The following is a 12,531-nucleotide window of genomic DNA, read 5'->3' as shown; positions in this document are numbered from 1 at the left end:
GCTTTTTTATTACTTGGTTTCATCTCAATTATTAAACAATCATTTAATAACTATCTTTAAAAAAATTAGTTGGATAAAGATAGTCTTCGCTTTTATCCACATCTGGGTATTTTGTAAAAGCTGTCTCAAATTCTTCTTGCTCCATTAGTTGAGCAATAACTTCATAGACACGCTCTCGACTCGTATTATCAATAAGAATCATATCACTGGCAAAAAAATAAGTGCCATTCATACATTCACCGGTTTGCTTATTTTTGGCTTGCAAGCTTTGAATATTTTTATAAGTAAAAAATGTAGCTATCCATTTAGAACGATTTGAAAAAGTAACGATGACATCTAGATTAGAATCTTCCATATCCCAATTATATTCATCCCATACTTCAGCTTCGATCCATATGTTTAAATTTTGATATTGCTTCATACCTTCCTCCTAGAATTGTGTTAAGACTAATTATAACAAAGAATGGCTATGTGCGATAAAAAATAGATATTCCTATTGAGAATTGTATACCTTTTTTAAATAACCGTCCTAAGGGAATGTTTTATTTTCAGCAATTGCGTTTTCTGTCTAATCTTTTAGGGTAATGTTGTATGTATGTCTAAGATTAGTACTTAGTGTATTAAGCTACGTATCTAGCGTATTAAGGCGCGCCGCTTCTGCTAGTTCTCGCTTACAAAAGCCTTGAACCGCTTCTATTAGCAAAGGAGGTTGTTTAATACAGAAATGTTGGCACAGTTTTTGCGTTAGTATTAATGGATGATTATATCCACGCTTAAGGAGGAGATACCTATGCCAGTTGGAATTATCATTGGCACACATGGTGAAGCTGCGCGTGAATTGTTGAAATCAACTGAAATGATTATCGGCAAACAGGACAACGTAGAATTTATTACTTTTGTTCCTGGAGAAAACACTGATACGCTTATTACCAAATACAAAGAAAAACTAGACAAATTGGATACTTCTGAAGGCGTTATTTTTATGGTTGATTTATTTGGCGGCAGTCCTTATAACGCATCTAGCCAAATCGCCCTTCCAGAAGACAATATGGATGTTGTCACGGGGGTCAATATTCCAATGTTACTTGAAACGCTCTCAATGCGGGCTGCAAGTAATCAAAAAGATCTAGTTGAAACAGCTCTTACAGCAGGATCAGGTGGCGTTAAGTCACTCAAACAATCATTACCAAAAATAGAAACCGAAGTCGGGGAGGACGATTTATAATGGAAATTCGCTTAGCACGTATTGATGATCGCTTAATTCATGGTCAAGTAGCAACAGTTTGGACAAAAGAAACGCAGGTAGAACGTATCATCGTTATTAGTGACGATGTAGCAAAAGATGAAGTGCGTAAAACACTTCTTACTCAAGTAGCACCTCCAGGAGTTAAAGCAAGCGTTGTGGATGTCCAAAAAGGTATCCGCGTATACAACAATCCTAAATATGCTACAACCCCAGTCATGCTATTATTCACTAACCCTACAGATGTACTAACACTCGTAGAAGCTGGTGTAAATATTACTACAGTAAACATTGGTGGTATGGCATTCCGCGAAGGCAAACACATGATTACAAATGCTGTATCTGTGGACGAAACGGATGAAGCAGCATTCCGCAAATTAGATGAAAAAGGAATCGAACTTGAAATTCGTAAAGTCGCTTCTGACAATAAAGTCAAACTTATCCCATTACTAGATAAAGATAAATAATTCATCCGCGGCTCGCTTGTTTTTTAGAGCCCCGAAAATGCAAACGTTTAAAGGAAGACCTTTAAAGGGGTGATTCATGAATAAAAGTCTATGTAATAGATGCTTAATTTATTCAGTCATCATAATGAAATTATCTTTTTTTATCATTCTAAAGAAAAATTGGGAGGGAAATATATGTCAGCAATACAATTAATCCTTGTATTCCTCGTATCCTGTATTAGTGGTATGGGTAGTATTTTGGATGAGTGGCAAACGCACCGTCCATTAATTGCCTGTACGTTAATTGGTCTTGTTCTTGGGGATATTACAACTGGTATTATTATTGGGGGAACACTTGAAATGATCGCGCTTGGATGGATGAATATCGGAGCTGCGGTTGCTCCAGATGCTGCCCTTGCATCCATTATTTCTACTATCTTAGTTATTACGGGGGGACAAGATATCAGCGTAGGTATTTCGCTTGCGATTCCTCTAGCTGCTCTTGGTCAAGTACTTACAATTCTAGTTCGTACAATTACAGTTGCATTCCAACACATGGCTGATAAAGCTGGTAAGGAAGGTAATCTGCGAAGTCTCGACTGGATACATGTTACAGCACTACTACTTCAAGCTATGCGTATCGCGATTCCAGCCGTTATCGTTGCGGTAACAGTTGGTACTAGCGCCGTAGAAAATTTACTCAATGCCATTCCGGACGTTATTGTTAATGGTCTAAACGTAGCTGGTGGATTTATCGTTGTTGTTGGTTACGCCATGGTTATTAACATGATGTCCGCTAAATATTTAATGCCTTTCTTCTTCTTAGGTTTTGTTGTCGCAGCATTTACTGCTTTTAACTTAGTAGCACTAGGTGTTTTAGGACTAGTTGCAGCAATCATTTACATCCAACTAAACCCTAAATATCAATTAAAAGAAGCTATCCAACAATACGGCGGGGGCGGCGGCGGACGATCAGCGGATGATGATCTCGACGACGACCTTGACGACTAAGGAAGGGGGAGAAAAATATGAGTGAACAAATTACAGTTAATGAAAAGAAAATAACGAAAAGTGATTTAATGGGCGTTTTCATTCGTTCCAACCTCTTCCAAGGGTCGTGGAACTTTGAACGTATGCAATCTCTAGGATTCTGTTTCTCAGTAATTCCAGTAATCAAACGTCTTTATCCTGAAAAAGGACCTGAAAGAGAACAAGCTATCAAACGTCACCTAGAGTTCTTTAATACACATCCATATATGGCCGCTCCTATCTTAGGTGTAACAACTGCGATGGAAGAACAAAAAGCCAATGGTGCTGATATCGACGACGGTGCTATCAACGGTATTAAAGTAGGTCTAATGGGACCGCTTGCCGGCGTTGGGGATCCAATTTTCTGGGGAACGGTTCGTCCAGTACTTGCCGCTTTAGGTGCAGGTTTTGCGACTGACGGTAGTATCATCGGACCAATTTTATTCTTCGTACTATTTAATGCAATTCGTCTAGGTTTCCGTTATTGGGGCGTGTTCTACGGATATACAAAAGGTACAGATGTTGTATCTGATATGTCTGGCGGTCTGCTTCAAAAACTAACAGAAGGAGCTTCCATTCTCGGACTATTCGTCATGGGTGCCCTTGTTAATAAATGGACCACAATCTATGTTCCACTAGTAGCTTATACAACAGAAGACTCTAAAACTGGTAAAGACGTTCCAACTACTGTTCAAAGTATCTTGGACCAATTAATGCCAGGTCTTCTTGCCCTTCTACTCACATTCGCTTGTATGTGGATACTCAAGAAAAAAGTCAATGCTTTATGGTTGATTTTAGGACTATTCGTTGTTGGTATTCTGGGTTACTGGTCTGGTATCTTAGGACTTCCACCAGCTGGTTATTCACCGCTTGGGTAATGGGTGATTATGATAATATGAAAAGAACCGGGATTAATCCCGGTTCTTTTTTATGGATTATCTGAACTTTTTTCTCATTCAGTATCTATTCTATGAACCTTCAATTCTACAAAATCACCTTCATGAATATCTTGAGCAATATCACCCTCAGATATATCTATTCTGAATTCACCAATTTGTATGATTGAATCTGTTGCATCTATTAGCTTTCCTTTTAAAATGGATAGTTCTTGATTGTCATTAGGTTTTTCCATGCTATATTCTGCTTGATTAAGTTTAAAAATATCAAATGGATCAAAGCAATAAATAAGCTTATTATATACACCATTTAGAGTAAGTTCACATGGATGAGAGAAACAAACTACATTATATTCTCCATCAGTTAAAACGACATCCGCTTCCCTTGCATCTTCATCTAACCAATGGATTGATTTTACTTTTATCATTTTTTCTTCACCACCTGTACTGACAATAAAAAGCTATTACTCAAAAGTTTTCAATATTTCTTTCCCTTGTTCCCTACATTCAGCCCACTCAATACTAGTTTCTAATGCTTCATCACTCCACAAATCTTCGTTGTTTGACATACCTTCTAATTTTTTGTCTACAACAAGAAACATATCTAGCTGTTCTTTTGTTAACCAACCGTGGTCAAATAATATTTTTGCATATTGTAATGCAATATCGGAAAAGTCTGATGCCAATTCATCAGTAACTACAAAATCTTTTAATTTTTCCATTTGTTGTTTGGCAGGCATAGAAAATTCTTCTAAATTTTCAATAATTCTTTTATGCATTAGCATGAGTTCTTCTACATTTTTTTCTGTCATTTAGTACCCTTCCTCCTATATTGATTCGTATCTTTACATTTTTATGAATACTCAGCAGTAGATTGTATTTCGCTACAACATCCTCAAACCCAGTTCTCCCTCTTCCCCGCATAATTATGTTACAATATTACTAAACTATATCAATGATAGATTGTGAGTGATAGCTAAAATGGTTTGGGATGCTACTAATATCTTTTTGTTCGCGGCAAACATCTTGACGGTACTGTATATTTTGTATAATGATGCAGTAATTCCACTTTGGAAAGGGAAGACGGTTTTAAGTGTCAAATTGCGTTCTCGTGGACGTTGGGACGGTTATATTTTTGTTGGGATTATCGTTCTGTTATTCGTTTCCAATACGTTCTTTCGTGAAGGACCATTTTCCACTTCTGTTCTGCTTGGAATTATGGGTGTGTTATTCATCTATATCTGCTTCTTCCGCAGTTCGAAAGCTGTTTTCAAAGAATCTGGACTTTTTTACGCCCTGTTATTCTTCCCCTATGCCAAAATTGAGCGAATGAATTTGTCTGAGGATGGCGTGCTCGTGATTGAAACCAATCGCCAACGCTTGATGCTCTTTGCAAGATCCGAAAAAGATTTAGAAAAAATGCTCGCTGTATTTACTACATATAGCTAAAAAATGCCACGCTTACTTCCCTGTTTTTAGGGAAATGAAGCATGGCGTTTTTCTATATACCAACGTTACTTAATTTTATTTCCGGAATAACAAATTCAACAAATCTTCCATGGAGCATTTCGATTTCTTCACTGAATTTCGTGTCAAAACAAATAATACTTTCTTCTAAGCGGAGCACTGCAAAGCCATCTTCCTCGTAATCCTCTAACTTCCCAATTACGTGAACTAAGCCTTCTTCGTCTATTTCTAGCACACAATGTTTCTCTTCGCTCTCGTGTAGTAGTTCTGCGCTAATCATGTCCGGTATCGTAATTTCTACTGTGTAAATCCTACTTGGTTCTGGGTCTTCATCGGCCCATATCCCAACGCATTCACCATATTCACTACTAAAAGCGATTCTGCCGTCAGTCAATTTCTTTTGAACCTTTATCTCCACTAACCATTTCCTCCTGCGCTTCAAATTCTTGCTTTATTATAGCACAAAATAGAAAAGGACGTTAATTTTTAGCAAAGTATTTTCACTTTTTATTTGTCATTTGTATTGTTTAAAAGTATGATAAGTATATACTTTTTTATAAAAAGGAGATTGAGTAATGACGATACTTGCATTTGATTTAGGTGGAACAGCAGTGAAGTTTGGCGTATTAACTACTGCTGGAGAAATACTAGAAAAAGGTAAATTCAAAACTCCAGATTCTTTGGAGGAAATGATACAATCACTTGTGGATGTAAAAGCAAATTACGATTATACATTCCAAGGAGCTGCGTTTAGTTGTCCAGGTGCAGTTAATAATGAAACCGGTATCATTGGCGGCGCGAGTGCCATCCCCTACATACATAATTTCCCTTTTAAACAATTACTTGAAGAAAAACTGGGACTTCCTGTTACGATGGAAAATGACGCTAACTGTGCAGCTTTAGCAGAGGTTTGGATTGGCGCTGCAAAAGACAAGCAAGATATTATTTTTATGATTCTTGGTACTGGAGTTGGTGGCGCAGTTATTCGCGGTGGCAAGGTACATCACGGGGCCAATTTGCATGGTGGTGAATTTGGTTATATGTTGATGGACCGCGACGGACACACACTTAGCGAGCTAGGTACAGTCGTAAATGCTGCGACGAGAATAGCCGAGCGTTTAGACGTTCCGAAAGCTAGTATAGATGGTCTTCGGGCTTTTGAATTACGTGCGGAAGGAAATAAGATCGCGAAAGAAGAGCTGGATACGATGTTTTATTATCTTGCGCGCAGTATTTTTAATTTACAATATGCGCTTGATCCTGAATTAGTTGTCATTGGTGGCGGCGTGAGTGAGCGGGCTGATTTCATTCAAGAGCTAAACGAATATGTGGCAAAAGTAAAAGCAACTGTGCCAATTGCGACGATTAGTCCTACTGTTGTTGGCTGTCAATTTGGAAATGATGCCAATCTTATTGGTGCGACGGCATTTCATTTAGCGTAAAAAAAGAAGCTGGTCACTTTTTTCGTGCCAGCTTCTTTCTATGCTAATTTTTCTGATTCACCGCGGCTTTCTAACACTTTGGAAACTGCTTCCAGCCACTTTTTCTGTTTGTTTACAACGAATTGGTACTTTACTCCAGATATCATGTCTATTTCTAAAATGTTGGAGAGTAATTCTTTTCCAAGGATTTTGGTGCGGACACCCCGAATTTTCGCCACTCGATTAAGCGGAATATTGATTTCTTCGTCAAAGTAATCATTTGGTTTGTGGACAATATATGTTGCTGTTAAATAGAGTTTTCCGGGGACTGCTTTAAAACCATTTTTCGCATTGGCAAGACCTTTATGAATGACTTCTAATTCTTCTTCCATAAAGCTTTCATCTCCTTATTCTTCTACAATTATTGTAGGTTACTTTTTAAGTATGAATGGGCCGAAGCGCTTCTTGCTGCTTTTTTTAGGTGCAAGGATATTCAAATGACTGCCAAGGACTTCGATTTCTGCTGGTACGCCTGGACCTGGGTCGCCATCGACGTTGATGCTTAAATCATCCCCACTTGCATCTATGGTAAGTTTCTTGGTTTTAATATAGACTACACCGTCACTATTTTTTAAATTACCGCGAATTAGTTGCGGGATCATATTGGCTGCATCGAGCAAGCCGAGTTTCGTTAGAATAATAATGTGAAGGTAGCCGTCGTCAATTTTAGCATCTGGCGCCCATGATTCCATCCCACCAACTGAATTAGTTAAGCCAGCCACAACTAGCGCAGCTTCCCCTTCCCAAACTTCCTCGTCATATTCGAGTTTAAAATGAAGTAATTCATTGCGGTTAAATGCTTTCAGGCCTTCTAAAAAGTATGCTACGGAGCCAAATTTGGTTTTTTGTTCGACGCTAACTTGGTCGACAGCTTGCGCAATCATACCGATAGCTAGGACGTTCATAAAGTATTGGTCGCCAATCCGGCCAATATCCATCGGCACTGCAATAGCTTTTTCTAATGCTTGAATCGCTTTTTCGGGTTTTAATGGTATGCCTACCGAACGAGCCAAATCATTGACTGTTCCAAGAGGAATGAAGCCAAAGTCAGGTCGTTTTTCATGGATTGCAAGACCGTTTATGGTTTCATTTAAAGTCCCGTCTCCGCCCATCGCAATTACTGCTTCAAATCCTTGCTCAGAAGCCCAGGAAGCAAATTCTGTCGCATCCCCTGCTTTTTCAGTTAAACGAACTTCCACCTCGTCATAACGTTTTTTTAATACTTCTTCTGTCTTCCCTTGGTAGATTTTTCCTTTTTCTTTACCTGATGATGGATTCACAATCAATAGTGCCTTCCCCATCGCACTCACCCTTTCTTGCCAAAAAATTCTATTTATAAATTCACACATAATATCGGCATCTTCTCTATTCTAGTTTACCTTGAAATGGGGATTTGTACCAGTCACAGCCTTGTAAAATGGCGAAAAAAGTCGTAAAGTGAAGGAGAACACAAAATTGAGTTGTGGAGGAATTTAAAAAATGAAATCATTTCAAGCACTTTTCATTGAAAAAGAAGCCGATAATACTTCCCTTCATTTTAGAGAAACTACTATAGATAACTTGCCAGAAAATGAAGTAACTATCGAGGTACACTATTCTGGTATTAATTACAAAGATGGACTGGCTGTACTTCCAGACGGGAAAATTGTAAGCGAATATCCTTTTATTCCTGGTATTGATGCAAGTGGCGTGGTCACCCACTCTAAATCTGACCGTTTTCAAGTAGGTGATGAGGTTATTGTCACTAGTTATGATTTTGGAGTGAGCTATTTTGGCGGATATAGTGAGTTTATTCGCGTTCCAGCTGATTGGGTTGTTCCTTTGCCGGATGGTCTGTCGCTAAAAGAAGCGATGATACTTGGAACAGCAGGCTTTACAGCAGCGCTCTCGGTCGATGCACTTGAATTTAGTGGCGTAACACCCGATGCTGGAAAAATCGCTGTAAGTGGTGCAACAGGCGGTGTAGGTAGTTTGAGCTCAGCTATCCTTGCTAAACGAGGCTATTCTGTAGTTGCTTCTTCCGGAAAAAGGGATGCGAAGGAATTCTTAGAAAAATTTGGCGTTTCTGAAGTCGTTTCAAGAGAAGCTTTTCAACCTGAAAAAGTACGTGCATTAGACAAACAACTATACGCTGGCGCGATTGATTGTGTTGGTGGCAAACCCCTTGCGTACCTTTTAACGGCGGTTCAATATGGCGGCGCAGTGACTACATGCGGAATGTCTGCTGGCGGAAAATTGGATACAACCGTCTTTCCGTTTATTTTGCGCGGTATTCAATTATTCGGTATTGATTCCGTTTTATGTCCGATGCCAAAACGAGAACGAATTTGGAATAGACTTGCGACAGATTTTAAATTAACTAATTTAGAAAGCCTAGTAACAGAAGTGGTCTTTTCTGAGTTACCTGAAGCTCTTCACCAAGTAATGAACGGTGGCGTGACTGGTAGATATTTAGTGAAAATAAAATAAGTAAAAAGCATTGTCCTTAAGTAGTAAGGACAATGCTTTTTTTAACGATAAGCGACTAAAACATGGGCATCAATGACTTGATCAATAATCGCTATGCACTTGTCATAATCTTGTGCATCCAACGCATCAATAAAACGTTGAATGTTAGCGATTGTTTTAACACAAGCATTTTGCGCAATTTTAATGACTTCTTCGTCACCAAATTCTTGAATATTATTGAAAAAATCATCACTAATTTTCAAATAGTAATTGTTTTTCATATAGGTTAATAAATCACTCACGAACCATTTTTCGTATTCGAAATAAGTTGCTGGGTCGGTTGGTTGTTCGCGTTCAATTTCGACTAATTTTGCAACAACTCGCATTTTATTGAAAGTGATTTTTTTCGTACGGATTTTTTGAATAGCTTGCTTTAAAAACAAACCAATAATTTCTGTCATTTCAAAGTAACGTTCTTTATTAATAATGCTATCTCGAACAAAAGCACCGCGGAAATCGTTGTATTCCACATATCCATCTGCAGCAAGCATCCCAATTGCTTTTCGAATCGGCGTACGACTAATTTCTAATTGTTGTGATAATGTATTTTCAATTAAACGATCGCCTGGCTTTAGTTCCCCGTTTCTAATCTTCTTTTTTATTTCCCGATAACAAACACTTTCTCTCGTCTCTTTGCGTTTAGTTGTCATGACTTTGCCTCCTAAGTGTGCCTAAAAAATTATGTTATAAAAAGGACCGTGATGTAATAATCTCTTTCAAAAAATCGTTTTCATTCACTTTTTTCTCCATTGCTAAAAATGGGTGGTAACTTGTATTTTCACTGACAAGCATTGCCGTTTGAATCGCTATAATTTCTTTTGTTAGCTCATGCTCTTTTCTTGTGTTTTTTTCTGATTTCGAGCGAATAATCGACATCAACGTAAGACCGATAAAATAGAAAACAACAGCCATCACAATGATAATCACGGCTGCAATAAGCCGCTCTACTACATCATCCATCAAGAATAGAAATGTCCCACCTAAAATTGCTAAAAATGCTGCTATAAAAACGCCAATTATCGTACTAAGTGGTTTATGGTTCTTTTGTTCTTCTGCCATTTCTGAATGAATAAATCGAAGTAATTTATCTAAATCATCTCTTGAGCTAAAACCGCTTTTTTCTAAATAGGCAAATAATAAATAACGCCGCATTACAGTCAACTCTTTAAAATTTCGTAGTTGATATCTGGTACGAATGAACTTTTTCGCACGACTATAAATCAATACGTAATAAAAGAGAGGTATACAAAGTAAACTAATTAAAATCACTGGAATCAAAAACACATTATCCAACAAATAAACGACTATAATGTTAGCAATAATTAAAAGTAGCACTACTAAAAAAAACGCTCTCCAAAAACCCTTTATAAAGCTATGTACTAAATTCCAACTGCCAAGTTTTTTAAAATAAAAATCGTTTAATTTTTTTATAGCCATTTCTACACCTTTTCCTTTTTTCTAAATCTAAGTTTAACACGAGTTCTAGATTTATTAAAGTTTGTAACCTCTTTTTGCTGTAGTAACAACAAAACTCTAAGAAATTTCTTCTTAGAGTTTTTTAGACGTCTTTTATTCAAATAACATCGCTAAAATCGCTTCTTTTTCAATTCCGCCAAAATAGGCTTTTGTATCAATTGCATTCCAAGCTTTTTCAACTTCTTCTCGTTCAAAACGGCAGCCGATTATTTTCCCAGCTAATTCAGCCACATCCTCTGTACCAAAAAAGTCGCCATAAATAGTTGCTTCTTTGACTTGACCTTTTTCAAGTGATACCTGGAATTCAATGGTTCCGGCTGGAAATCTTTTTTTGCATTTTATGGTAGCTTTTGGTGATTTACCATATGTCCAATCCCAATTCCGGTAACGTTCTGTGCGTAATTTTTCGATTCCTTGCTTGTCAGCTTCCGTAAAAGTATAACGTGGGATATCTTTCGTTTCAAAAATAGATTCCAGTAGAATTTGTTTAAAGGTTAGAATATCGATATCTTCTGCTAAATGTTCGCGAATTGTTGTTACACGACTGCGTACAGATTTAACACCCTTGGACAAGTATTTCTCTGGATCCACTTGTAATGCTTTTTCGAGCATGGATAAATCGACATCGAAAAGTAAAGTGCCATGGCTATATAGTCGACCTTTTGTTGCAAATTGCGCATTGCCACTTATCTTTTTGCCATTCACTTCAATATCATTCCGACCGCTCAGTTCTGCATTTACACCAAGCTTGCGGAGCGCTCGAATAACTGGTTCTGTGAACTTTGCGAAATTTTGAAAACTATTCCCGTCATCTTTTGTGATCATACTAAAGCTTATGTTGCCTTCATCGTTATAGACAGCCCCACCACCAGATAAACGGCGGAGAACGTCGATATGATGTTCTTTGACAAAAGCATGGTTGATTTCTTCCAGCGTGTTTTGATTTTTACCAACAATAATCGTCGGCTTCATCCGGTAAAACATAAAATACGTTTCATTTTCATCTAAAGAACGAAGCGCATATTCTTCCATTGCAAAGTTGTACGCTTGATCGAGTACATCTTCATTATCTAAATAAATCACTTTTCCTAAGCATCCCCTTTTGCTCTAAGTGTCATTCGAATGATTTCTGGGTCATTAAATAAACGCGGTAGTTTCGTGACATTTCCTAAGCCGCGGCTCACAATAAGTGCTTTACCGCCAGCACGGTGAATCCCTGCTGTCCATTTTGGCATGAGACCTTGCCCCGGCGCGAAAAGGCCTTCTGTTAAAGGTAGTCTAAATTGACCGCCGTGCGCATGTCCAGATAATACTAAATCAATTGGATAGGCTTGGTATAGTGGCCAAAACTCCGGACGATGCGCCAGTAATATCGTAAAGTAATCCGGTGATAAATTAGCTGTCGCATCGTCTAAAGCTTCTTTTAATGCCGCTTCTTCCCATACTTCTTTTGGCAGTTCTTTTTCAGCCCAGTCTTCTCTTACAAAACGAGGATCCCGGACGCCTGCTACCATAATTGCGGCGCCATCTTTTTTTAGAAAATAGCGTTCATTTTCAAGGACAGCGACATGGTGTTTTTCCATATCTGCTTTAAAATCTTCATAAAAAGCGCTTCTTCCCTCATGATTTCCGCTCACATAAAAGACGGGAAATTCTTTTGCCAACTTGCGCACAACTGCCATCGCAACAAACGGCGACTCATCTCCATCAATCATATCTCCTGTTAGAAAAACAGCATCCGGCGCTAGTTCATTCACCATACTAAGCAAAGGATTATTATATAAACCAAAACTTGCACTATGCAGATCAGACAACTGAACAAAAGTTGCGCCGTCCCATTCTGCTGGAATTTTATCTGATACTATTTCATAATCTGTTACAGTTAAATGTTTGGTTGACCAGTATGCATAGCCTGTAAAAGCAGCAACTGCGCCAAGTATACCCCATCCAGTTTTTTTCATAGCTAGAAATCTCCTCACTAAATT

General features: G+C 38.1%; 17 protein-coding genes. 7 read left to right on the top strand and 10 right to left on the bottom strand.

Features of this window, described 5'->3' with window-relative positions; all coding sequences use genetic code 11:
- Window positions 1-43: 43 nt before the first annotated feature.
- Window positions 44-421 (bottom strand): hypothetical protein, encoded by a 378-nt coding sequence (locus AB2Q86_RS04085; RefSeq protein ID WP_012581730.1) that lies wholly within the window; start codon window positions 419-421, stop codon window positions 44-46.
- Window positions 422-790: 369 nt separating this feature from the next.
- Between AB2Q86_RS04085 and AB2Q86_RS04080 the strand changes: the two genes are divergently transcribed.
- The 4 genes from AB2Q86_RS04080 to AB2Q86_RS04065 all read left to right on the top strand — a co-directional run bounded on the left by AB2Q86_RS04080 (window position 791) and on the right by AB2Q86_RS04065 (window position 3,596).
- Window positions 791-1,225, top strand: a complete 435-nt coding sequence (locus AB2Q86_RS04080; RefSeq protein WP_003721901.1) for a mannose/fructose/sorbose PTS transporter subunit IIA — start codon at window positions 791-793, stop codon at window positions 1,223-1,225.
- The gene (locus AB2Q86_RS04075) at window positions 1,225-1,710 is read left to right on the top strand and encodes a mannose/fructose/sorbose PTS transporter subunit IIB (RefSeq protein ID WP_003721900.1); all 486 of its coding nucleotides are present in this window, start codon (window positions 1,225-1,227) and stop codon (window positions 1,708-1,710) included. The genes AB2Q86_RS04080 and AB2Q86_RS04075 overlap by 1 nt, the downstream gene beginning before the upstream one ends.
- Before the next feature lie 174 nt (window positions 1,711-1,884).
- The gene (locus AB2Q86_RS04070; RefSeq protein WP_012581731.1) at window positions 1,885-2,700 is read left to right on the top strand and encodes a PTS mannose/fructose/sorbose transporter subunit IIC; all 816 of its coding nucleotides are present in this window, start codon (window positions 1,885-1,887) and stop codon (window positions 2,698-2,700) included.
- A gap of 17 nt (window positions 2,701-2,717) precedes the next feature.
- Window positions 2,718-3,596, top strand: coding sequence for a PTS mannose transporter subunit IID (locus AB2Q86_RS04065; RefSeq protein ID WP_003721898.1), 879 nt, complete (start codon window positions 2,718-2,720; stop codon window positions 3,594-3,596).
- 74 nt (window positions 3,597-3,670) lie between these two features.
- On the opposite strand, the gene AB2Q86_RS04060 is transcribed toward AB2Q86_RS04065, so the two are convergent.
- Both AB2Q86_RS04060 and AB2Q86_RS04055 read right to left on the bottom strand, forming a co-directional pair.
- Entirely contained in the window at window positions 3,671-4,042 is a 372-nt protein-coding gene (locus tag AB2Q86_RS04060) for a hypothetical protein (protein WP_012581732.1), read from the bottom strand.
- Window positions 4,043-4,078: 36 nt separating this feature from the next.
- The gene (locus AB2Q86_RS04055; RefSeq protein ID WP_012581733.1) at window positions 4,079-4,426 is read right to left on the bottom strand and encodes a hypothetical protein; all 348 of its coding nucleotides are present in this window, start codon (window positions 4,424-4,426) and stop codon (window positions 4,079-4,081) included.
- A gap of 169 nt (window positions 4,427-4,595) precedes the next feature.
- On the opposite strand from AB2Q86_RS04055, the gene AB2Q86_RS04050 reads away from it, so the two are divergent.
- Window positions 4,596-5,063 (top strand): Lmo0779 family protein, encoded by a 468-nt coding sequence (locus tag AB2Q86_RS04050; RefSeq protein WP_003721896.1) that lies wholly within the window; start codon window positions 4,596-4,598, stop codon window positions 5,061-5,063.
- Window positions 5,064-5,115: 52 nt separating this feature from the next.
- Here the strand turns inward: AB2Q86_RS04050 and AB2Q86_RS04045 are convergent, their stop codons facing one another.
- On the bottom strand, window positions 5,116-5,499 hold the full coding sequence (locus AB2Q86_RS04045) for a hypothetical protein (RefSeq protein WP_012581734.1): 384 nt from the start codon (window positions 5,497-5,499) through the stop codon (window positions 5,116-5,118).
- A gap of 157 nt (window positions 5,500-5,656) precedes the next feature.
- On the opposite strand from AB2Q86_RS04045, the gene AB2Q86_RS04040 reads away from it, so the two are divergent.
- Entirely contained in the window at window positions 5,657-6,523 is an 867-nt protein-coding gene (locus tag AB2Q86_RS04040) for an ROK family protein (protein ID WP_012581735.1), read from the top strand.
- A 38-nt stretch (window positions 6,524-6,561) separates the two neighbouring features.
- Here the strand turns inward: AB2Q86_RS04040 and AB2Q86_RS04035 are convergent, their stop codons facing one another.
- Together AB2Q86_RS04035 and AB2Q86_RS04030 are read right to left on the bottom strand one after the other, a co-directional pair.
- A complete protein-coding gene (locus AB2Q86_RS04035) occupies window positions 6,562-6,894 on the bottom strand; it encodes a hypothetical protein (RefSeq protein WP_003730056.1) in 333 nt (110 codons plus the stop codon).
- 39 nt (window positions 6,895-6,933) lie between these two features.
- On the bottom strand, window positions 6,934-7,863 hold the full coding sequence (locus tag AB2Q86_RS04030) for a diacylglycerol kinase family protein (RefSeq protein WP_012581736.1): 930 nt from the start codon (window positions 7,861-7,863) through the stop codon (window positions 6,934-6,936).
- A gap of 178 nt (window positions 7,864-8,041) precedes the next feature.
- Between AB2Q86_RS04030 and AB2Q86_RS04025 the strand changes: the two genes are divergently transcribed.
- On the top strand, window positions 8,042-9,031 hold the full coding sequence (locus AB2Q86_RS04025) for an acryloyl-CoA reductase (protein ID WP_012581737.1): 990 nt from the start codon (window positions 8,042-8,044) through the stop codon (window positions 9,029-9,031).
- 41 nt (window positions 9,032-9,072) lie between these two features.
- On the opposite strand, the gene AB2Q86_RS04020 is transcribed toward AB2Q86_RS04025, so the two are convergent.
- The 4 genes from AB2Q86_RS04020 to AB2Q86_RS04005 form a co-directional block, all read right to left on the bottom strand.
- Window positions 9,073-9,720 (bottom strand): GntR family transcriptional regulator, encoded by a 648-nt coding sequence (locus tag AB2Q86_RS04020; protein WP_003735939.1) that lies wholly within the window; start codon window positions 9,718-9,720, stop codon window positions 9,073-9,075.
- A 34-nt stretch (window positions 9,721-9,754) separates the two neighbouring features.
- The gene (locus tag AB2Q86_RS04015; RefSeq protein ID WP_003734260.1) at window positions 9,755-10,507 is read right to left on the bottom strand and encodes a hypothetical protein; all 753 of its coding nucleotides are present in this window, start codon (window positions 10,505-10,507) and stop codon (window positions 9,755-9,757) included.
- Window positions 10,508-10,639: 132 nt separating this feature from the next.
- A complete protein-coding gene (gene lplA2 / locus AB2Q86_RS04010; RefSeq protein WP_012581738.1) occupies window positions 10,640-11,629 on the bottom strand; it encodes a lipoate protein ligase LplA2 in 990 nt (329 codons plus the stop codon).
- Between the two features lie 5 nt (window positions 11,630-11,634).
- Window positions 11,635-12,507 carry a metallophosphoesterase gene (locus AB2Q86_RS04005; RefSeq protein ID WP_012581739.1) on the bottom strand — a complete coding sequence of 291 codons (873 nt, stop codon included), beginning with the start codon at window positions 12,505-12,507 and terminating at the stop codon, window positions 11,635-11,637.
- Window positions 12,508-12,531 lie beyond the last annotated feature (24 nt).

It is taken from the genome of Listeria monocytogenes (assembly GCF_041765605.1).
Lineage (GTDB): Bacteria > Bacillota > Bacilli > Lactobacillales > Listeriaceae > Listeria > Listeria monocytogenes_D.
Note: the sequence above shows the minus strand (reverse complement) of the source record. Positions and strands in the feature narration are given on the sequence as shown.